The organism is Streptomyces crystallinus (assembly GCF_039521265.1).
Taxonomy (GTDB): Bacteria; Actinomycetota; Actinomycetes; order Streptomycetales; family Streptomycetaceae; genus Streptomyces; species Streptomyces crystallinus.
Genome location: NZ_BAAACA010000010.1, coordinates 16,843 through 37,684 on the forward strand (window position 1 = coordinate 16,843; position 20,842 = coordinate 37,684).

Annotated in this window: 19 protein-coding genes; 9 read left to right on the top strand and 10 right to left on the bottom strand. The window is 70.9% G+C overall.

Features of this window, described 5'->3' with window-relative positions:
* Positions 1-108: 108 nt before the first annotated feature.
* The 6 genes from ABD236_RS09310 to ABD236_RS09335 form a co-directional block, all read right to left on the bottom strand.
* On the bottom strand, positions 109-1,530 hold the full coding sequence (locus tag ABD236_RS09310) for an NAD(P)/FAD-dependent oxidoreductase (protein ID WP_344072305.1): 1,422 nt from the start codon (positions 1,528-1,530) through the stop codon (positions 109-111).
* Positions 1,531-1,569: 39 nt separating this feature from the next.
* Positions 1,570-2,364 carry an ABC transporter permease gene (locus ABD236_RS09315; protein ID WP_344072307.1) on the bottom strand — a complete coding sequence of 265 codons (795 nt, stop codon included), beginning with the start codon at positions 2,362-2,364 and terminating at the stop codon, positions 1,570-1,572.
* Complete coding sequence (locus ABD236_RS09320) at positions 2,364-3,284, bottom strand: ABC transporter permease (protein WP_344072310.1); 921 nt, start codon at positions 3,282-3,284, stop codon at positions 2,364-2,366. Before ABD236_RS09320 ends, ABD236_RS09315 begins: the two co-directional genes overlap by 1 nt.
* Positions 3,281-4,435 (bottom strand): ABC transporter ATP-binding protein, encoded by a 1,155-nt coding sequence (locus ABD236_RS09325; protein ID WP_344072313.1) that lies wholly within the window; start codon positions 4,433-4,435, stop codon positions 3,281-3,283. The genes ABD236_RS09320 and ABD236_RS09325 overlap by 4 nt, the downstream gene beginning before the upstream one ends.
* 78 nt (positions 4,436-4,513) lie before the next feature.
* Entirely contained in the window at positions 4,514-5,764 is a 1,251-nt protein-coding gene (locus tag ABD236_RS09330) for a polyamine ABC transporter substrate-binding protein (RefSeq protein WP_344072315.1), read from the bottom strand.
* Positions 5,765-5,843: 79 nt separating this feature from the next.
* Positions 5,844-7,361: a gamma-aminobutyraldehyde dehydrogenase gene (locus ABD236_RS09335; protein ID WP_344072347.1), complete on the bottom strand. Its 1,518-nt coding sequence runs from the start codon at positions 7,359-7,361 to the stop codon at positions 5,844-5,846.
* Positions 7,362-7,542: 181 nt separating this feature from the next.
* Between ABD236_RS09335 and ybiA the strand changes: the two genes are divergently transcribed.
* The gene (gene ybiA / locus ABD236_RS09340) at positions 7,543-8,115 is read left to right on the top strand and encodes a riboflavin biosynthesis intermediates N-glycosidase (RefSeq protein WP_344072317.1); all 573 of its coding nucleotides are present in this window, start codon (positions 7,543-7,545) and stop codon (positions 8,113-8,115) included.
* A gap of 444 nt (positions 8,116-8,559) precedes the next feature.
* On the opposite strand, the gene ABD236_RS09345 is transcribed toward ybiA, so the two are convergent.
* Complete coding sequence (locus tag ABD236_RS09345) at positions 8,560-9,249, bottom strand: DUF4190 domain-containing protein (RefSeq protein WP_344072320.1); 690 nt, start codon at positions 9,247-9,249, stop codon at positions 8,560-8,562.
* 127 nt (positions 9,250-9,376) lie between these two features.
* Between ABD236_RS09345 and ABD236_RS09350 the strand changes: the two genes are divergently transcribed.
* Positions 9,377-10,408 carry an adenosine deaminase gene (locus tag ABD236_RS09350; protein ID WP_344072323.1) on the top strand — a complete coding sequence of 344 codons (1,032 nt, stop codon included), beginning with the start codon at positions 9,377-9,379 and terminating at the stop codon, positions 10,406-10,408.
* Between the two features lie 21 nt (positions 10,409-10,429).
* Positions 10,430-11,146, top strand: a complete 717-nt coding sequence (locus ABD236_RS09355; protein WP_344072325.1) for a glycerophosphodiester phosphodiesterase — start codon at positions 10,430-10,432, stop codon at positions 11,144-11,146.
* Here ABD236_RS09355 and ABD236_RS09360 read toward each other — a convergent pair.
* The 3 genes from ABD236_RS09360 to ABD236_RS09370 all read right to left on the bottom strand — a co-directional run bounded on the left by ABD236_RS09360 (position 11,064) and on the right by ABD236_RS09370 (position 14,489).
* The gene (locus ABD236_RS09360) at positions 11,064-11,618 is read right to left on the bottom strand and encodes a hypothetical protein (protein ID WP_344072327.1); all 555 of its coding nucleotides are present in this window, start codon (positions 11,616-11,618) and stop codon (positions 11,064-11,066) included. The two genes, ABD236_RS09355 and ABD236_RS09360, sit on opposite strands and share 83 nt — an antisense overlap.
* Before the next feature lie 62 nt (positions 11,619-11,680).
* Positions 11,681-12,853 (bottom strand): polyamine ABC transporter substrate-binding protein, encoded by a 1,173-nt coding sequence (locus ABD236_RS09365; RefSeq protein WP_344072330.1) that lies wholly within the window; start codon positions 12,851-12,853, stop codon positions 11,681-11,683.
* A 196-nt stretch (positions 12,854-13,049) separates the two neighbouring features.
* Positions 13,050-14,489, bottom strand: a complete 1,440-nt coding sequence (locus ABD236_RS09370) for a gamma-aminobutyraldehyde dehydrogenase (protein ID WP_344072332.1) — start codon at positions 14,487-14,489, stop codon at positions 13,050-13,052.
* 163 nt (positions 14,490-14,652) lie between these two features.
* Between ABD236_RS09370 and ABD236_RS09375 the strand changes: the two genes are divergently transcribed.
* From ABD236_RS09375 to ABD236_RS09400, 6 genes are all read left to right on the top strand, one after another.
* On the top strand, positions 14,653-15,159 hold the full coding sequence (locus ABD236_RS09375; RefSeq protein ID WP_344072334.1) for an Lrp/AsnC family transcriptional regulator: 507 nt from the start codon (positions 14,653-14,655) through the stop codon (positions 15,157-15,159).
* Positions 15,144-16,523, top strand: coding sequence for an aspartate aminotransferase family protein (locus ABD236_RS09380; RefSeq protein WP_344072336.1), 1,380 nt, complete (start codon positions 15,144-15,146; stop codon positions 16,521-16,523). Before ABD236_RS09375 ends, ABD236_RS09380 begins: the two co-directional genes overlap by 16 nt.
* Positions 16,524-16,721: 198 nt before the next feature.
* Positions 16,722-17,459: an ABC transporter ATP-binding protein gene (locus ABD236_RS09385; protein ID WP_344072339.1), complete on the top strand. Its 738-nt coding sequence runs from the start codon at positions 16,722-16,724 to the stop codon at positions 17,457-17,459.
* Positions 17,441-18,592, top strand: a complete 1,152-nt coding sequence (locus ABD236_RS09390; protein ID WP_344072341.1) for a hypothetical protein — start codon at positions 17,441-17,443, stop codon at positions 18,590-18,592. The genes ABD236_RS09385 and ABD236_RS09390 overlap by 19 nt, the downstream gene beginning before the upstream one ends.
* 55 nt (positions 18,593-18,647) lie before the next feature.
* On the top strand, positions 18,648-19,769 hold the full coding sequence (locus ABD236_RS09395) for an LOG family protein (protein WP_344072343.1): 1,122 nt from the start codon (positions 18,648-18,650) through the stop codon (positions 19,767-19,769).
* Positions 19,770-19,887: 118 nt separating this feature from the next.
* Positions 19,888-20,802 (top strand): DMT family protein, encoded by a 915-nt coding sequence (locus ABD236_RS09400; RefSeq protein WP_344072345.1) that lies wholly within the window; start codon positions 19,888-19,890, stop codon positions 20,800-20,802.
* The last annotated feature ends 40 nt before the right edge of the window (positions 20,803-20,842 follow it).

Consider the following 20,842-nt stretch of genomic DNA (forward strand, 5'->3'; position numbering starts at 1 on the left):
GACGCGGGTTTCGCTACTTGTCGGTAGTGAACCGGGGCGCGCCATGATCGCGGGTTGTGCGCCCCCGGCGTGGACGGGAGCGAAATGATCTAGTTGAAGAGGTGACGGTCAGCTGTCGAAGCCCAGGCCCGCCCGGTCCATCGCCTTCAGCCACAGGTTCCGGCGGCCGCCGTTCGCGTCGGCCCGGGCCAGCGCCCATTTGGTGATGCCGATGCCCGCCCAGGCGACCGGCTCCGGCGGGAACGGCAGCGGCTTCTTGCGGACCATCTCCAGCTCCGTGCGCTCGGTGCGCTCCCCCGCCAGCAGGTCGAGCATCACGTCCCCGCCGAAGCGGGTCGCGCCGACGCCGAGGCCGGTGTACCCGGCGGCGTACGCGACCTTGCCCCCGTGGGCCGTACCGAAGAACGCCGAGAAGCGCGAGCAGGTGTCGATCGCCCCGCCCCAGGCATGGCTGAAACGCAGCCCCTCCAGCTGCGGGAAGCAGCGGAAGAAGTGCTCGGCCAGCTTGAGGTAGGTGGCGGGCCGGTCGTCGTACTCGGCCCGCACCTTCCCGCCGTACTTGTAGATCGCGTCGTAACCGCCCCACAGGATCCGCTGGTCGGCGGTGATCCGGAAGTAGTGGAACTGGTTGGCCGAGTCGCCCAGGCCCTGGCGGTTCTTCCAGCCGACGGAGGCGAGCTGCTCGTCGGTGAGCGGCTCGGTCATCAGGGCGTAGTCGTAGACCGGCACGGTGTACGCGCGTACCCGCTTGACCAGCGACGGGAACACATTGGTGCCGAGCGCCACCCGGCGGGCCCGGATCCGCCCGTACGGGGTGCGCACCGCCATGCCCGGTCCGGCCGCGACCAGATCGAGGCCGGGGGTGTGCTCGTAGATCCGTACGCCGAGTTCCCGACAGGCGCGCTTGAGGCCCCAGGCGAGTTTGGCGGGGTGCAGCATCGCGACACCGCGCCGGTCCCACAGGCCGCCGAGGAAGGTCGGCGAGTGGACCTCGGCCCGCATCGCGTCCTGGTCGAGCAGTTCCAGGCCCTCGAAGCCGAGGTCCACCGCCTCCTCGTACATCTCGTGCAGCTCGTCGAGCTGGTGCGGCTCGGTGGCCACGTCGATCTCGCCGGTGCGCTCGAAGTCGCAGTCCAGCGAGTAGCGGGCGACGGCCGCCTCGATGGCGTCGAGGTTGGCCGCGCCCAGCTTCTCCAGCCGGGGCAGTTCGTCCGGCCAGCGGGCCAGGCCGTTGCCCAGGCCGTGGGTGAGGGAGGCGGCGCAGAAGCCGCCGTTGCGGCCCGAGGCCGCCCAGCCGATCTCCTTGCCCTCGATGAGGACCACATCGCGGCCGGGGTCGCGCTCCTTGGCCAGGAGCGCGGTCCACAGTCCGCTGTAGCCGCCGCCGACGACGAGCAGGTCGCACCGCTCGTCGCCCGCGAGGGCGGGGTGGGGGGCGGGCCTGCCCGGGTCCTCCAGCCAGAAGGGGACGGGCTGGGCGTCCGTGAGTGAATGGGCTGCCGCACTGCGCATGGCTCGGGAGACGGCCATGACTTCCAACTCCCTCGAAGGGTTCGGGTCAGTTACTGCTCAGGCTTTGGCACTGTTGGCGCGCCGGTTCGCGGCGAGCTGGCCGGCGACGACCACCACCACGGCGATGACGAACATCGCCGTACCGATGACATTGATCTGAACGGGCGTGCCCCGCTGCGCCGATCCCCAGACGAACATGGGAAACGTCACGGTGGAGCCCGCGTTGAAGTTGGTGATGATGAAGTCGTCGAAGGAGAGCGCGAAGGCGAGCAGCGCGCCCGCGACGATCCCGGGGGCCGCGATCGGCAGGGTGACCCGCACGAACGTCTGGACCGGCCCCGCGTAGAGGTCGCGCGCGGCCTCTTCGAGCCTCGGGTCCATCGACATCACCCGCGCCTTGACCGCCGTCACCACGAAGCTCAGACAGAACATGATGTGCGCGATGAGGATGGTCCAGAAGCCCAGCTGCGCGCCCAGGTTGAGGAAGAGCGTGAGCAGCGAGGCGGCCATGACGACCTCGGGCATCGCCATCGGCAGGAAGATCAGCGAGTTGATCGCGCCGCGCGCCCGGAACCGGTAGCGCACCAGCGCGAAGGCGATCATCGTGCCGAGGACGGTCGCCCCGACCGTCGCCCAGGCGGCGATCTGGAGCGAGAGCGAGAGCGAGCCGCACATGTCGGCGACGCCGCAGGGGTCCTTCCAGGCGTCGGTGGAGAACCGCTGCCAGGAGTAGTTGAAGCGCCCGTTCGGCTTGTTGAACGAGAACACCATCACGACGACGTTCGGCAGGATCAGGTACGCGAGGGTGGCGAGCCCCGCGATGACGATGACGTTGCGTCGGAGCCAGCGCATCAGACCAGGTCCTCCGTCCCGGCTCGGCGGATGTAGACGGTGACCATGACCAGCACGATCGCCATGAGGATGAAGGAGAGGGCGGCGGCCGTCGGATAGTCGAGGACCCGCAGGAACTGCGACTGGATGACGTTGCCGACCATCTTCTGGTCGGTGGAACCGAGCAGTTCGGCGTTGACGTAGTCGCCGCTCGCCGGGATGAAGGTGAGCAGCGTGCCCGAGACGACACCGGGCATGGAGAGCGGGAAGGTGACCTTGCGGAAGGTGGTCGCGGGGGTCGCGTACAGATCGCCCGCGGCCTCGTGCAGCCGGGAGTCGATCCGCTCCAGCGAGGTGTACAGCGGCAGGATCATGAACGGCAGGAAGTTGTACGTGAGACCGCAGACCACCGCCATCGGCGTGGCCAGCACCCGGTCGCCCTCGGTGAAGCCCAGCCAGCTCGTCACGTCCAGCACGTGCAGCGAGTTCAGCGCGTGGACCACCGGACCGCCGTCCGCCAGGATCGTCTTCCAGGCGAGCGTGCGGATCAGGAAGCTGGTGAAGAACGGCGCGATGACCAGCACCAGGATCACATTGCGCCAGCGCCCCGCCTTGAAGGCGATCAGATACGCGAGCGGATACCCGAGCAGCAGACACAGCACGGTCGCCGTGCCCGCGTACAGCAGGGAGCGCACGAACTGCGGGTAGTACTCCTTGAACGCGTCCCAGTAGGTCTGGAAGTGCCAGGTGACCTGGAAGCCCTTCTCCAGGGTGCCGGTCTGCACCGAGGTGGAGGCCTGGTAGACCAGCGGCAGCGCGAAGAAGACGATCAGCCAGAGCAGGCCGGGCACCAGCAGCCAGTAGGGCACCAGCCGCTTGCGGACCGACGCCTTGCGTACGGGGAGGTCGGCGGCCGGGGGCGCCTCGGTCAGGGCGCTCACGCGGCGTCCTCGACCTTCTCCACGCCCGCGTCGATCGCCTGCGCCGCGTCGAGGCCGAAGGTGTGCGCGGGGTTCCAGTGCAGGACGACCTCGGCGCCGGGCACCAGCCGGGTGTCGCGCTCGATGTTCTGCTCGTACACCGAGAGCCCCTGACCTGCCGGGGAGTCGATGAGGTACTGCGTGGAGACGCCGATGAAGGAGGAGTCGACGATGCGGCCGGGGACCCGGTTGCGGCCTTCCGCTATCGAGCCCTCGTCGTCCCGGTGGGCGAGCGAGATCTTCTCGGGGCGCACGCCCACGAGGAGCTTGCCGCCGCCGGTTGCCGGGGCCGAACATCGCTCCCCGGGCAGCCGCAGCTTGGCACCGCCCGCCGTGACCAGCACGTCCTCGCCGCTCCTTTCGACGACCTCGGCCTCGATGAGGTTGGAGGTGCCGAGGAAGTTCGCCACGAACGTGGTCCTGGGGTTCTCGTAGAGGTCGGCGGGCGCGCCGAGCTGCTCGACGCGGCCGCCGTTCATCACCGCGACCGTGTCGGCCATGGTCATGGCCTCCTCCTGGTCGTGGGTGACGTGCACGAAGGTGATGCCGACCTCGGTCTGGATGCGCTTGAGCTCCAGCTGCATCTGGCGGCGCAGCTTGAGGTCGAGGGCGCCGAGCGGCTCGTCGAGGAGCAGCACCTGCGGGTGGTTGATGAGCGCGCGGGCGACCGCCACGCGCTGCTGCTGGCCGCCGGAGAGCTGGTGCGGCTTGCGCCCCGCGAAGTCGCCGAGCTGGACGAGCTCCAGCATGTCGTCGACCTGCTTCTTCACCGACTTGATGCCCCGGCGGCGCAGCCCGAAGGCGACGTTCTCGGAGACGTTCAGATGCGGGAAGAGCGCGTACGACTGGAAGACGGTGTTCACCGGCCGCTTGTAGGGCGGCAGCGCGGTGACGTCCCGGTCGCCGAGGAAGACGGTCCCGGTGGTGGGCTCCTCAAGGCCGGCGATCATGCGCAGAGTGGTGGTCTTGCCGCACCCGGAGGCGCCGAGGAGGGCGAAGAACGAGCCCTGCGGGACGGTCAGTTCGAGCGGATGGACGGCGGTGAAGGAGCCGTACGTCTTGCTGATCCCGGTGAGGCGGACGTCGCCGCCGTCGTTCTTGTCGTCAGTCATGGGTTGCGATCCCAGGGGTGGAGAGGGGATGAGGGGAGGGTGTGGGGGGGCGGGGCGGCCCGGGGCGCGGGCCCGCTGTCACGCGCCGATGAGCTTGGCGAACTTCTCCTCGTACTTCGTCTCCTCCTCGCTGCTGAGCGAGCGGAAGGAGTGCGCCTTGGCGGCCATGGCCTTGTCGGGCAGGATCAGCGTGTTCCCGGCCAGCTCCGGGTCGATCCTGGTCAGCTCCTCGCGCACGCCGTCGACCGGGCACACGTAGTTGATGTACGCGGCGAGCTTGGCCGCGACCGGCGGCTCGTAGTAGTAGTCGATCAGTCGCTCGGCGTTGGAGCGGTGCCGGGCCTTCGCGGGGACCAGCAGGTTGTCGCTGGAGAGCATGTAGCCGGCCGCCGGGATCGCGTACTTGATGTCCGGGTTGTCGGTGCGCAGCTGGGTGATGTCGCCGCCCCAGGCCACACACGCGGCGATGTCGCCCTTGTCCAGGTCGCCGGTGTAGTCGTTGCCGGTGAAGCGCCGGATCTGCTTCTTGTCGACGCCCTTCTGGAGCCGTCCGATCGCCGCGTCGTAGTCGGCGTCGGTGAAGTTCGCCGGGTCCTTGCCCATGTCGAGCAGGGTCATCCCGACGGTGTCGCGCATCTCGGTGAGGAAGCCCACCCGGCCCTTGAGCGTGGGGTCGTCGAGCAGCTGGGTGACCGAGTCGACGGTCCTGCCGCCGGTCGCCTTGGAGTTGTACGCGATGACGGCGGGGATACCGGTCCACGGGTAGGAGTAGGCCCGGCCCGGGTCCCAGTCGGGGGTGCGGAAGGGCGCGGAGAGGTTGGCGAAGGCGTGCGGCAGCTTCGACGCGTCGAGCTTCTGCGCCCAGCCGAACCGGATGAGCCGTCCGGCCAGCCAGTCGGTGACCACGATGAGGTCGCGGCCGATGTCCTGGCCGGCCGCGAGCTGCGGCTTGATCTTGCCGAAGAACTCGACGTTGTCGTTGATGTCCTCGGTGTACTTGACCTGGATGCCGGTCCGCCGGACGAAGCCGTCCAGCGTCGGCCGGTGCTTCTTGTCGTCGCTGACGTCCATGTACTCGGTCCAGTTGGAGAAGTTGATCACCTTCTCCGCGGCCGAGTGGTCGTCCGAGGCCGGGGCCTGGCCGCCCTCCTTCTTGGCGGCCGGGATGCCGCACCCGGCGAGCCCGGCCAGGCCGCCGACGGCGAGCGCGCCGAAGCCCATGGCCCGCATCAGCGAACGGCGGGTCAGGGCGCCCCGGCCGCTGGTCAGGCTGCGCTGTATGGCGGCCAGTTGGGCCCCGGACAGACGGTCCGGCTCGTACTGCTCCATGCGCTGTGTGCCCTTTCGGGTGGAGGTGGCGGCCGCTGGTCAGGCGGCCGCCACGCGGCGGCGCCGCTGATCGGATGCTTTATCGGTCCCCGAAGATCGTGCGGTGCCAGTCCTTCGCGGCGACCGCCGTGTTGTCATACATCACATGCTTGACCTGCGTGTATTCCTCGAAGGAGTACGCCGACATGTCCTTTCCGTAGCCACTCGCCTTGTAGCCGCCGTGCGGCATCTCGCTGATGATCGGAATGTGGTCGTTGACCCAGACGCACCCGGCCTTGATCTCCCGGGTGGCGCGGCCCGCCCGGTAGACGTCCCGGCTCCAGGCGGAGGCGGCGAGGCCGTAGGGGGTGTCGTTGGCGAGCCGGATGCCCTCGTCGTCGGAGTCGAAGGGCAGCACGGCGAGCACCGGCCCGAAGATCTCGGACTGCACGGCCTCGCTGCCCTGCGGCGCGTCGGCGATCAGCGTCGGCAGATAGAAGGCGCCCTCGCTGTCGGGGGCCCGGCCGCCGGTGACGATCCGGGCGTAGGAGCGGGCGCGCTCGACGAAACCGGCGACCCGGTCGCGGTGGACGTGGCTGATCAGCGGGCCCAGGTCGGTGGCGGGGTCGAAGGGATCACCGACCCGGACGGTCGCCATCAGATCGGCGACCCCGGCCACGAAGGCGTCGTACAGCGGCCGCTGTACGTACGCGCGCGTGGCGGCGGTGCAGTCCTGGCCGGAGTTGATGAGGGAGGCGGCGACCGCGCCGTGCACGGCGGCCTCCAGGTCGGCGTCGTCGAAGACGACGAAGGGCGCCTTGCCGCCGAGCTCCAGATGGGTGCGCTTGACGGTGGCGGTGGCGATCTCGGCGACGCGCCTGCCGACGGCGGTGGACCCGGTGAAGGAGGTCATGACGACGTCGGGGTGCGCGACGAGGTGCTCCCCCGCCTCACGCCCCCCACCGGAGACGATGTTGATGACCCCGTCGGGAATCCCGGCGACAGAGGCGGCCTGGGCGAAGAGGAGCGAGGTCAGCGGGGTGATCTCGGCGGGCTTGAGGACGATGGTGTTGCCGGCGGCGACGGCCGGGAGGACCTTCCAGGCGGCCATCTGGAGGGGGTAGTTCCAGGGAGCGATGGACCCGACGACCCCGAGGGCCTCGCGGCGTACGTACGAGGTGTGGTCGCCCGAGTACTCCCCGGCGGACTGCCCCTGGAGGTGGCGGGCGGCCCCCGCGAAGAACGCGGTGTTGTCGACGGTCCCGGGGACGTCGAACTCCCGGCTGAGCTTGATCGGCTTGCCGCACTGGAGGGACTCGGCCTGCGCGAACTCCTCCGCGCGGTCGGCGAGGACGGCGGCGAAGCGGTGCAGTGCGTCGGAGCGCTCGGCGGGGGTGGCACCGGCCCACCCCGGGAAGGCCTCCTTCGCGGCGGCGACGGCGGTGTCCACGTCACCCGACCCGGCCAGTTCGTACGTGTACACGGTCTGCCCCGTGGCGGGGTCGACGACGTCCTGCTTGCGCCCGGAGGTGCCGGGCGCGAGGCGCCCGCCGATGTACTGGGCGCCGCCTTCGAAACGGTCCTGCGCCGGGAAGCGACTGCTGTTGCTGTTGCCCATCTCGCTCACGGTCTCCGTAGCTCCAGCTCGATTTGAGTGCCGATCCTGACAGAGCGGCATCTGACCAACAAGTGATTCCGTTGTTGCCTTTTGGTTACGCGACGGAATCTGTCGACCATGTGTCGGGTCAGGCCGTAAATACCCGTACGGAGTGTCAGTGGCGGATGCCAGACTCGCGTGTATGGAGAAGATCGACAATTTGATCGCGCAGGTCAAGGATGGTGAAAGGGTCAAGTTTCTGCACTTCTGGGGCCACACGCCCCGGCGGGACGGGAGTCTGGGGCCGAGCTGTTTCAGCCAGTGGTGGCCTTCGCCGTTCACGGTGGACGGGGTGGAGTACGCGACGGCGGAGCACTGGATGATGGCCGCCAAGGCCCGCCTCTTCGCCGACGCAGAGGCGGAGCGGGCGGCGCTGGCGGCGCGGACTCCGGCGGAGGCGAAGAAGGCGGGGCGCCTGGTGCGGGGCTTCGACGAGTCCGTCTGGCGGCGCGAGCGGTACGGGATCGTCCTGGCCGGCTCGCTCCACAAGTTCGGCCAGTCGCCTGCGCTGCGGGCCTATCTGCTGTCCACGGGGACGCGGGTCCTGGTGGAGGCGAGCCCGCTGGACCGGGTCTGGGGAATCGGCCTGGCGGCGGACGCGCCGGAGGCGGGGGATCCGGGGCGGTGGCGGGGGGAGAACTTGTTGGGGTTCGCGCTGATGGAAGCCCGGGCTTTGCTGGCCGGGGACGCGTCCCCCACCCCGCCCCTCCCCTAAACCCCTCGGCCGGGGGGGCGTGTGCCGGTGCGGGTGGGGCCCGGTGCCCGCCCGCAGGCCGTGGAGGGTTGCTCGCGCAGTTCCCCGCGCCCCCAAACCCTCGGTCGAGTGCAGACCGTGGCCGCTTCCCGCGCAGTTCCCGCGCCCCTAAACCCTCGGTCGGGTGCGGACCGTGGCCGCTTCTCGCGCAGTTCCCCGCGCCCCTAGGGGGTGCGGCTCCTGCGGCGATCAGGGGTGCGGGGCACAGGGGCCGCAGGCCCCGTGCCCTCAGGGGCGCGGGGAACTGCGCGACCAGCCCACCACCGAGCGGCAGACAAACGCGCAGCGGGATGCGGGTACCGCAGGCAAACGCGCAGCGCGGTGTGGGGGGCCGCAGGCCTCCGGGAGTGGGGCTCGGGGGGCCGGGGCTGAGGGCCCCGGGGGCCCCGTTCGCCCCCGGAGGGTTTAGGGAAGGGGCGGGGTGGGGGCGCCCTCCCTCACCACCAGCGACGTCGCGAACGGGTCATCGTACCGATACGAGTCATCCCCACCCTCGTCATTCACCACCGCCCAGATCATCAACCCCAAAAACACCCCGCTCACCACAATCCCCACCGCCCCGAGAATGACCCCGGCCAGCGCCTGCCCCCCGTTCGTCGCCTGCCCGCGCTTCGCCCGCCCCCGCCCCAGGAACCCGAAGATCAGCGCCAGGATGCCCAGGACGACCCCCAGGCCCCACATGCAGAACAGCACGACGGACAGGATGCCCAGCACCAGCGCGGTCGTCCCGAAGCCGTTGAGCGGCGTACCCATACCGGTCCAGCCGGGGTGGCCGTACCCGTAACCGGGGTAGGCGGGGTACCCCGCCGGATACCCGTAACCGCCGGGCGCGGCCGGCGGCGGCGGAACAGCCCCCGAACCCGCACCCGCACCCGTATCCGCCCCCGGCATCGACGCCACAGTCGGCTGATCATGCACCGGCCCCGCCGAGGAATCCGGCTTCCCCAGCGAAACCGGCGGCACCGAAGGCCCGGGCGGAACCGAAGCACCAGGCACCGACGCATCAGGCACCCCCGCCGCCCCCTTCCGCTCCGGCGGCGCCCACGGATCCACCGGCTCCGCGCCCGACGACGGCTGATCGTGGTTGTCTGACATGGGCCTCCCCCATCGTGGTTCCGACATGCTAAAGCTCCCGCCCGCCGCGGGATCCGCGGGGTTCCGGGGGACCCGCCCGGCCTAACATGATCCCCGAAGAGGGAAGCCGACAGCTGCGGAGGAAACCATGACCGACCTGCACCCGTTCATCGCGGGCCTGCCCAAGGCGGAGCTCCATGTGCACCACGTCGGCTCGGCCTCCCCCCGTATCGTCGCCGAACTGGCCGCCCGCCACCCGGACTCGAAGGTCCCCACCGACCCCGAGGCCCTCGCGGACTACTTCACGTTCACCGACTTCGCGCACTTCATCGAGGTCTACCTCTCGGTCGTCGACCTGATCCGCACCCCGGAGGATGTGCGGCTTCTCACGTACGAGGTCGCCCGCGACATGGCCCGGCAGAACATCCGGTACGCCGAACTGACCATCACCCCCTTCTCCTCCACCCGCCGCGGCATCGACGAGCGCGCCTTCATGGACGCGATCGAGGACGCCCGCAAGGCGGCCGAGAAGGAGCTCGGCACGGTGCTGCGCTGGTGCTTCGACATCCCGGGCGAGGCCGGTCTGGAGGCCGCCGCCGAGACGACCCGCCTCGCCACCGCCGACGCCGTCCGCCCCGAGGGCCTGGTCTCCTTCGGCCTCGGCGGCCCCGAGATCGGCGTACCGCGTCCGCAGTTCAAGCCGTACTTCGACCAGGCCATCGCCGCCGGACTGCACTCGGTGCCGCACTCGGGCGAGTCCACCGGCCCGCAGTCCATCTGGGACGCCCTGCACGACCTGCGCGCCGAGCGCATCGGCCACGGCACCAGCGCCACCCAGGACCGCACCCTCCTCCAGCACCTCGCCGACCACCGGATCGCCCTGGAGGTCTGCCCGACCTCCAACCTGGCCACCCGCGTCGTCGCCGACATCGAGCAGCACCCCATAAGGGAGATGGTCCAGGCGGGCGTGCTGGTGACCGTCAACAGCGACGACCCGCCGATGTTCGGCAGCGACCTCAACAACGAGTACGCCGTCGCCGCCCGCCTTCTGGAGCTGGACGAGCGCGGCCTGGCCGACCTCGCCAAGAACGCCGTGGAGGCGTCCTTCCTCGACGAGGCGGGCAAGTCGCGGCTGGCCACCGAGATCGACGACTACACCGCGCAGTGGCTGGCGAAGTAACACCTGGTGACAATGGGGCCCATGCGCACCGTGACTGCTGTGGCCCACCGCGGCGACCCGTACCGCGTCCGTGAGAACACGCTCCCGTCGATCCGCTCGGCGCTGGAGCGCGGCGCGGACGCGGTCGAGATCGACGTACGCCTCACCCGCGACGGCGTCCCCGTACTGCTCCACGACGACACACTGGACCGGCTGTGGGGCCACGAGCGCCCGCTGTCCTCTCTGGTGTACGAGGACGTGCGCGAGCTGACCCGCTCCGGCGTCCCCACCCTGCGCGCGGCCCTGACGGCGGCGGGCGCGCACCGGGTGATGATCGATCTGCCGGGTGCGACCGAGGCGGCGGTGCGCGCGGTCGTCGCCACCGTGCGGGAGTGCGGGGCGGGCGACCGCGTCTACTACTGCGCGGGCGCCGCCGCCATGCTGAAGGTCCGCGCCGCCGACCCGGCCGCCGAGATCGCCCTGACCTGGACGACCCTCGCCCCGCCGCGCCCGGAGCTGATCGCGGCGGTGAAGCCGCGCTGGCTCAACTACCGCTTCGGGCTGATGAGTCACGAGCTGGCGGCGCGGATCCACCGCGACGGGATGCTGGTGTCGGTGTGGACGGCCGACACCAAGCGTACGATGCGCCGACTGCTCGGCCACGGCGTGGACGCGGTCACCACGAACCGGCTGGACGCGCTGAGCGCGGTCCTGGCAGAGGCCGACCGTCCCCCGCCGTCAGCGCCTCCAGTTCCTTGATCTTGCGGCGTACGACATAGAGGGGGATCACCCCGAACACGCCGAACGACATGTCGATCACCGACCACCACAGGGGGATGCCGCGGACCGGCCCGCAGATCAGCGCCAGCGGGATGATCCCGGCGCAGGCGATCATCCCGAACTCGATCACCCAGATATTGCGGACCGGGTCGCGGTAGGGCCCGTAGAAGGCGACCGCGATGACGAGGTGCGCGAAGGCGAGCCAGTCGGTCCCGTAGAGGACGAAGGGGTACTTCGCGTCGGTCGCGTCCAGCCCTTCGCGCACCCGGTCGATCCAGCCGGTGAGCCCCGGGAACCAGTCCCCCAGCGGTGTCGACCGCAACAGGCCCTGGGTCCAGCGCAGTTCGTGCACCAGCGGGAAGGCGGTCAGCCCGCTGAGCACCAGACAGACGATGAAGACGACAAGCCACAGGCGTATGCGCCGCACGAGGGCAGCTCTTCGCTCGCTCATGACCGCAGCCTACGCTGCGGTTTGAACGCGTTCAAACCTGCCCTCGGGATCTACGGAACGCTCTACAGCCCCACGATCGAGTTCCACCTCTTGGCGAACTCCATCCGCTCCTGCGACGTGATGTCCCGGGCGATCGCCAGCCGTCGGCGCATCTCGGCATCCGGGAAGACCAGCGGGTCCTCCGCGAGTTCGGCCCGCTCCTTGTCCTTGGAGGCGGCCAGCACCTCGCGCGCGGCCGGGACCGGGCAGACGTAGTTGACCCAGACGGCGAGCTCCGCCGCCACGTGCGGGTCGTAGTAGTAGTCGATCAGCGCTTCCGCGTTGGCCTTGTGGCGGGCCAGGTTGGGGACCATCATCGACTCGGCCCACAGCTCGGCCCCCTCCTCGGGCACCACGAACTCGATGTCGGGGTTGTCCGCCTGGAGCTGGATGACATCGCCCGAGTAGGCCTGGCAGGCCAGCACGTCTCCGGTGGAGAGGTCCTTGATGTAGTCGTTGCCGGTGAAGCGGCGTATCTGCTTCTTGTGCACCTGCTTCTCGACCTTGTCGCACATCCGGTGGAAGTCGTCGGCGGTCCAGCGCGTCACATCGACGCCGTCGCCCTGCATCAGCAGCGCGAACGACTCGTCCAGGCCCGACAGCAGCGTCACCTTGCCCGCCAGGCGCGGGTCCCACAGGTCACTGGTGTGCTTGATCTCGCGGCCGAGCTTCTTCCTGTTGTACGCGATGCCGGTGATCCCGGACTGCCAGGGGACGCTGTGCAGCCGCCCCTTGTCGTAGGCGGGCACGGCCAGCTGCGGGTCCAGGTACCGGGCGACGTTCGGCTGGCGGGAGCGGTCCATCTGCTGCACCCAGCCGAGCCGCACGAAGCGCGCCGCCATCCAGTCGCTGATGACGACGAGGTCGCGGCCGGTGGCCTGATGGTTCATCAGGGCCGGGCTGATCTTCCCGAAGAACTCGTCGTTGTCGTTGATCTCCTCGGTGTACGTGACGGAGATCCCGGTCTTCCTCGTGAACGCGTCGAGGGTGGGCCGCTTCGACTTGTCGTCCTCGTCGGTGTCGATGTACAGCGGCCAGTTGGCGAAGGTGAGCCGGCGGTCGGCGGCCGAGCGGTCGCGCGCGGCGCGTTCACCGGGGGCGACGTACGCCGCGGGCACTCCGCAGCCCGCCAGCGCGGCCGCGGCGGCGCCGCCGCCGAGCGCGCGCAGCAGGTGGCGGCGGGAGAGGGGGTTCATGGGGGTCGCTCGCACTCCCGAAGGATGCCGGGGCCGCCGTCGCGGGGGCAATGGACGGTGCGTACAGCCGTGCGAGGCAGGCCCGACAACCTGTCGACCGCGCGGGAACGGAGGTCTTTCGGCTGCGGGCCGTGGGTGGCTGGTCGCGCGGATGCCCCGCGCCCCAAACGGGCGCGGGGCATCCGCTGAGAGGGTGTCAGCCCTCGTACGACGTCATCACGTGCTTGATCCGCGTGTAGTCCTCGAAGCCGTACGCCGAGAGGTCCTTGCCGTAGCCGGACTTCTTGAAGCCGCCGTGCGGCATCTCCGCGACCAGCGGGATGTGCGTGTTGATCCAGACGCAGCCGAAGTCCAGGTACTTGGACATGCGCATCGCGCGGGCGTGGTCCTTCGTCCAGACCGAGGAGGCCAGGGCGTACTCGACGCCGTTGGCGAACTCCAGGGCCTGCTTCTCGTCCGTGAAGGACTGGACGGTGATGACCGGGCCGAAGACCTCGTTCTGGATGATCTCGTCGTCCTGCTTGAGGCCGGAGACCACGGTCGGGGCGTAGAAGTAACCCTTGTCGCCGACCCGGTGGCCGCCCGCCTCGACCTTGGCGTGCGCCGGCAGGCGGTCGATGAAGCCGGTGACCTGCTTGAGCTGGTTGGCGTTGTTGAGCGGGCCGTACAGCACGTCCTCGTCGTCCGGCTGCCCCGTCTTGGTGTCGGCGGCGGCCTTGGCGAGCGCGGCGACGAACTCGTCGTGGATGGACTCGTGGACGAGCACGCGGGTCGCGGCCGTACAGTCCTGGCCGGCGTTGAAGTAGCCCGCCACCGCGATGTCCTCGACGGCCTTGGCGATGTCGGCGTCCTCGAAGACCACGACCGGGGCCTTGCCGCCGAGCTCCAGGTGGACGCGCTTGACGTCCTTGGCGGCCGACTCGGCGACCTGCATACCGGCGCGTACGGAACCGGTGATGGAGGCCATCGCGGGGGTGGGGTGCTCGACCATCGCGCGGCCGGTGTCGCGGTCGCCGCAGATGACGTTGAAGACGCCCTTCGGGACGATCGCGCCGATGATCTCGGCGATCAGGACGGTGGAGGCGGGGGTGGTGTCCGAGGGCTTGAGGACGACCGTGTTGCCCGCGGCGAGCGCCGGGGCGAACTTCCACACGGCCATCATCATCGGGTAGTTCCACGGCGCGACCTGCGCGCACACACCGACCGGCTCACGGCGCACGATGGAGGTCAGGCCCTCCATGTACTCGCCGGCCGAGCGGCCCTCGAGCAGCCGGGCGGCGCCCGCGAAGAAGCGGATCTGGTCCACCATCGGCGGGATCTCTTCGCTGGCGGTCAGCGCGATCGGCTTGCCGGTGTTCTCCGACTCGGCCGCGATCAGCTCCTCGGCGCGCTCCTCGAAGGCGTCCGCGATCTTCAGCAGCACCTTCTGGCGCTCGGCCGGCGTGGTGTCGCGCCAGGCCGGGAAGGCCGCGGCGGCGGCGGCCATGGCGGCGTCGACGTCCGCCTGGCCGGAGAGCGGAGAGGTGGCGTACGCCTCGCCCGTGGCCGGGTTGACCACCTCGATGGTCCGCCCGTCGGCGGCGTCCCGGAACTCTCCGTCGATGTAGTTGCGCAAACGACGCAGTTCGGTGGTCACTTCGCTGGCCTCCCGGTCCGATGTCCGATGGGTGAGACGCCCACCTTAGTCGGTGAAGTGTCGCTTTCGACAGACCCGCCGCCCGGCAACTTCGGATTCAGTGCTTCCACGGTCACGGAACAACGAATTTCATCGCTTTGGGGTTGCGGGACAGACGAGTCGGGTGCACAGTGGCTCCGTGGCCAGTCGAAGCGCAGACACCAGGACCGGAAACGGGTCGTCCCCGTCGATCGATGCCGTGTCCCTGGCGATCATCGAACAGCTCCAGGAGGACGGGCGCCGCCCGTACGCCGCGATCGGCAAGGCCGTGGGCCTGTCGGAGGCGGCCGTGCGACAGCGCGTGCAGAAACTCCTGGACCAGGGCGTGATGCAGATCGTCGCCGTCACCGACCCCCTCACCGTGGGGTTCCGGCGCCAGGCGATGGTCGGCATCAACGTCGAGGGAGACCTCGACCCCGTCGCCGACGCGCTGACGGCCATGGCCGAGTGCGAGTACGTGGTGATGACCGCGGGCTCCTTCGACCTGATGGTGGAGGTCGTCTGCGAGGACGACGACCACCTGCTGGACGTCATCAACAAGCGGATCCGCGCCCTCCCCGGCGTGCGCTCCACCGAGAGCTTCGTCTACCTCAAGTTGAAGAAGCAGACCTATATGTGGGGAACCCGATAGCCGTGAGCAAGGACCTGAGCCAGACCGCCTACGACCACCTGTGGATGCACTTCACCCGCATGTCGTCGTACGAGAACGCGCCCGTTCCCACCATCGTCCGGGGCGAGGGCACCTACATCTACGACGACAAGGGCAAGAAGTACCTCGACGGTCTGTCCGGCCTCTTCGTCGTCAACGCCGGCCACGGCCGTCACGAGCTCGCCGAGACCGCCTACAAGCAGGCGCAGGAGCTGGCCTTCTTCCCGGTGTGGTCCTACGCCCACCCCAAGGCCGTGGAGCTCGCCGAGCGCCTGGCGAACTACGCCCCGGGCGACCTCAACAAGGTCTTCTTCACCACCGGCGGCGGCGAGGCCGTCGAGACCGCCTGGAAGCTGGCGAAGCAGTACCACAAGCTTACCGGCAACCACACGAAGTACAAGGTCATCTCGCGTGCGGTCGCCTACCACGGCACCCCGCAGGGCGCCCTGTCGATCACCGGTCTGCCCGCGCTCAAGGCCCCCTTCGAGCCGCTGGTCCCGGGCGCGCACAAGGTGCCGAACACCAACATCTACCGCGCCCCGATCCACGGCGACGACCCCGAGGCCTTCGGCCGCTGGGCCGCCGACCAGATCGAGCAGGAGATCCTCTTCGAGGGCCCCGACACCGTCGCCGCGGTCTTCCTGGAGCCCGTGCAGAACGCCGGCGGCTGCTTCCCGCCGCCGCCCGGCTACTTCCAGCGGGTCCGCGAGATCTGCGACAAGTACGACGTGCTGCTCGTCTCCGACGAGGTCATCTGCGCCTTCGGCCGCCTGGGCACGATGTTCGCCTGCGACAAGTTCGGCTACGTACCGGACATGATCACCTGCGCCAAGGGCATGACCTCGGGCTACTCCCCCATCGGCGCCTGCATCGTCTCCGACAAGATCGCCGAGCCGTTCTACAAGGGCGACAACACCTTCCTGCACGGCTATACCTTCGGCGGCCACCCGGTCTCCGCGGCCGTGGGCCTGGCCAACCTCGACATCTTCGAGCGCGAGGGCCTCAACCAGCACGTGCTCGACAACGAGGGCGCCTTCTTCGACACCCTCAAGAAGCTCCACGACCTGCCGATCGTCGGCGACGTGCGCGGCAACGGCTTCTTCTACGGCATCGAGCTGGTGAAGGACAAGAACACCAAGGAGTCCTTCAACGACGAGGAGACCGAGCGCGTCCTGTACGGCTTCCTCTCCAAGGCGCTGTACGACAACGGCCTGTACTGCCGCGCCGACGACCGGGGCGACCCGGTGGTCCAGCTGGCCCCGCCGCTGATCTCGAACCAGGAGACCTTCGACGAGATCGAGGGCGTCCTGCGCCACGTCCTGACGGAGGCCTGGACCAAGCTGTAGCCGTCCCCGGACGGTCCCGCGCGATTCGTCTGAACGCACCGGCCCGGTGGCGCCCATCCGAGTGAGATGGGCGCCACCGGGCCGCGTGCTGTCAGGACCGGCGCACATCAGTCCCTACGGTGCCCAGTGACCGATCGGCCCTGCCTTCGTTCCCCCGTACGGGGAGCAGGAAATCTGATCTGAACCGAGGTGTACGCCATGGTGGCCCCGCCGGACAACGATGTGCTCTGGGGACGTTCCCTGCACCACTCCCACGGCGGCTCGCCCGCCCTGACCGGGGTCTCCCTCGGGATCCGCGAGGGGGAGATCCTGGCGGTCGCCGGCCCGCGCGGCAGCGGCAAGACGACCCTGCTGCGGGCCCTGTCCGGCCAGCTGGTGCCCGACCAGGGCGAGGTGTGGTTCAACAGCGCCCCCGTCCACACCATGGGAGCGCTCTCGCGCGAGCGGCTGCGCCGCGACCGGTTCGGCTGGATCGACCCCGAGCCGACGCTGGTGCCCGAGCTCAACGCCTGGGAGAACGCGGCGCTGCCGCTGCTGCTGCGCGGCATCTCCCACCGCACCGCCAAGAAGGCCGCCCTGGAGTGGCTGGAGCGGCTCGACATCGGGGCCTGCGCACGGCGCCGCCCGCACGCCCTGCCGACCACCCAGCGCCAGCGCGTGGCGATCGCCCGCGCCCTGGTCACCTCCCCCGCCGTGCTCTTCGCGGACGAGCCGACCGCCACGCTGCACCGCGCCGAGGCCGCCCAGGTGCTGCGCACCCTGATGGCCGCCGCCCGCTCGCACGCCATCACCACGGTCCTGGCCACGCACGACCCCGAGGTCGCGGCGCTCGCCGACCGTACGGTGCGGCTGCTCGACGGCCGCCGGGTCACCGCGGCCGGGCCCGCCGGCGCCCCCGACGCGGAGGGCCGCTCCGCGTGCTCGCTCTCCGCCTAGCCCGGGGCACCCACCCGCTGGTCCTGCTGCGCCGCCTGCTGGTGGCCGCGGCCTCGGCGGGGGTCGGCTTCCTGCTCCTGTGCACCCTGGGCCACGCCGTGGCGCACCCCGGCGGCTCGGTGCTGCGGCTGCTGTGGTGCGCGGTGCCGCTGGCCGCCACCGTCCACTTCGCGGTCGCCGTGGCCCGTACGGACCCGAGCACCCGCCCCCGCCCCGGGCTCTCCGCGGTGGGCCTGGGCCCCGGGCGGCTCACCGCGATCGCCGCCGCGTCCACGGCGGTGGCCTGCACGCTCGGCTCGACGGTCGCCCTGCTGGTCTACCTCCATCTGCGCGGCGACATCACCGGGCTGCCCTTCGACGGCGCCGCGGCCGGGCTGCTCGCCGCCGACCAGCCGCTGCCGCTGGCCGCCGCCCTCACCCTGCTCACGGTGCTGCCACTGACCGCGTCGGCGGCGGCCGGACTCGCCCTGCGCCCGCGCAAGGAGCCGCCCCGCCCGCGCGGCACCGAGCGGCCCCCGGCATCCGTGCCCTCGGGGCTGCCCTGGGGCATCACGTTCATCACGGCGGGCCTGGCCGTCGAGACGTTCGCGAGCCGGGGCAACCCGGGATCCGCGATCCCCATGCCGGGCCACCCCGACAGCAGCCCCGCCGGGGTGCTCGCCGGCTGGGTCCTCACGGCGTTCGGCCTGGCGGTGGCGGGTCCGGCCCTGACCCATCTGTGCGGCAGGCTGCTCCAGACCGCGCGTCCGGGGGCGGCCCGGCTGCTCGCGGGGCGCGTCCTGATGGAGGAGGCCCGCCGCATCGGGCGCCCGCTGGGCGTGGTGTGCGCGGTGGCCTCGGCGACGATCGCGGCCGCCACGCTGTACGGGGACGAGGCCGGCCCGCACCCCTTCGGCCCGCTCACCGGGCTCGGCGCGGCGCTGGTGACCGGCTGCACGGTGGCGACGCTGCTGACGGCGGCCCTGGAGTCCAAGCACGCGCGCGGCGAGACCACCGAGGCGCTGCTGCGCCTGGGCGCCCCGGCCAAGCTGCTGCGCGCCTCGGCCGCGTTGCGCGCGGCCGCGATCGTGGCCCTGTTCGGCCCGGTGACCTGGGGCATCGCCGAGCTCGCGGCGCTGCCGCTGACGGGCTGAGCGGCCCCGGCGACCCGCCCGGGCCGTCAACTGCCGTACGGCCTAGGGTGACCGGATGGCCAGTGAAGACTTTCAGCGGATCCCGGACGCTCGGGACCGGGAGATCGAGTCCGTCGCCGAGTTCGACGAGGTGGTCGCGCGCGGCACCCTGGCCGGCTTCCGCCTCCAGTCCCTGGAACTGACGGACCGTACGTTCGCGCTCCTGTCGGTCGACACCGCGGGCGCGGTCTTCCTCGGCTGCCGGATGGCGCCGGAGGCCGCCGTCAAGGTGCGCGCGGACGGCGCCCTGGTCTTCCCTCCGGTGCCGGACCTGCCCTTCGACCCGTACCGGGGGCTGCTCTACACCCCCGACGAGCTGTTCGAGGACCTCGACGGCGGTTATGAGCACACGCCGGACGCCCGCTCGTACGCCTGGTTCCAGCGCACCAAGTCGGACGGCGACGTGTTCGCCTCCATGCTCCGCTCGATCCACGACGACTCGGTCTCGGACGCCCTGGAGGAGTTCCTGGCGGGGACGCGGGTGGTGGGCGTGATGGGCGGCCACGCGATGGGCCGGGGCGGCGACGCCTACGCCGGGGCGGCCCGGCTCGGCCGTACGCTCGCGCGGGCCGGGTTCACCGTGGCGACGGGCGGCGGCCCGGGCGCGATGGAGGCCGCGAACCTGGGCGCCTACACGGCGCCGCTGGCGGACGCGGTGCTCGACGAGGCGCTGGAGCTGCTCGCCAAGGCGCCGTCGTTCGCGCCGTCCGTCTCCGAGTGGGCGCGGGCGGCCTTCGAGGTGCGCGGGCGCCACCCCGGGGGCGGGGTGTCGGTGGGCATCCCCACCTGGTTCTACGGCCATGAGCCGCCGAACGCGTTCGCCAGCCACATCGCGAAGTACTTCGCCAACGCGACCCGCGAGGACGGCCTGCTCGCCCGCTCCAACGCGGGCGTGGTGTTCCTGCCGGGCGCGGCCGGGACCGTACAGGAGATCTTCGACAACGCGACCCCCAACTACTACGGCTCGCGCGGCGAGCCCACGCCGATGGTGCTGGTGGACCGGGAGCACTGGACGCGGCGGCTGCCCACCTGGCCGCTGCTCCAGGCGCTCGCCGAGGGCCGCCCGATGGCGGCGCGGATCGCGCTGGTGGACTCGGTGGACGAGGCGGCGCAGGAGCTGGCCCGCCTGTCGGCGTGAGCCTCGCGGGGCGGAGAGCGCGTACGGGATAGATCACACCAGGCAACGCGGGGCGGGCTCGGCACGTCTGCTGCTGGGGAGCAGAACGTGTCCCTCCACCCCCTGAACGGAGCTTCTGGTGCTGATCGGCCTACTGACCGCGATCGCGGCCTCGATCTGTTACGGCACGGGCTCGGTCCTGCAAGCCGTCGGATCCCGCAAGTCCGCGCGCCAAGAGGCGGCGGCGACGGCCCTGACCCAGCACGGCGGCCCCAGTCTGTCCTCCACCGCTAAAGCGGCGCTGACCTGGGAGTTCATGGTCGGCACCGTCCTGGACTTCGTGGGCTTCGGCCTGGGCGCGCTGGCGGCCCGGCTGCTCCCGCTGTTCCTCTCGCAGACGGTCATCAGCGCGAACCTGGTGATCACGGCGGTGCTGAGCGTACGGCTGCTGGGGCTGCGGCTGAGCCGCGCGGAGTGGGGTTCCATCGCGGTGGTCTGCTCGGCGCTGGTGCTGCTCGCCACGGCGGCGGGCGCGGAGGGCAGCGGCCACACGTCCACGGCCACGCACTGGTGGCTGCTGGTGGTGTCGGTGGTGCTGATGGCGGGCGGGGCTGCGGCGGTACGGGTGCTGGGCGCCCGCGCCGCGATCCTGGCGGGTCTGCTGTCGGGGCTCGGGTTCGGCGCGCTGGGCGTCGGCGTCCGCGTCCTGAACGGCGTCGACCCCTTCGACCTCGGCAGGCTGCTCGCCGACCCCGCGCTCTACGCGATCCTGGTGGCGGGGATCGGCGGAATGTATCTGCACACGGTGGCGCTCCAGATCGGCTCGGTCAACGGGGCGACGGCGGCGCTGGTGGTCGGCGAGACGGTGCTGCCGGGGGCGATCGGGGTGCTGTGGCTGGGCGACGCGTCGCGGGCGGGGTTCGGGTGGATGGCGGCGCTGGGGTTCGTGCTGGCGGTCGGGGGGGCGGTGGGGGTGGCGTGGTTCGGTACGGAGCCGTCGCCCTCGGCGGAGCCGGCCCCCACCCCACCCCTTCCCGAAACCCTCCGGGGGTAGGCGCCCGTCTGCGGACCGTGGCTGGCTGGCCGCGCAGTTC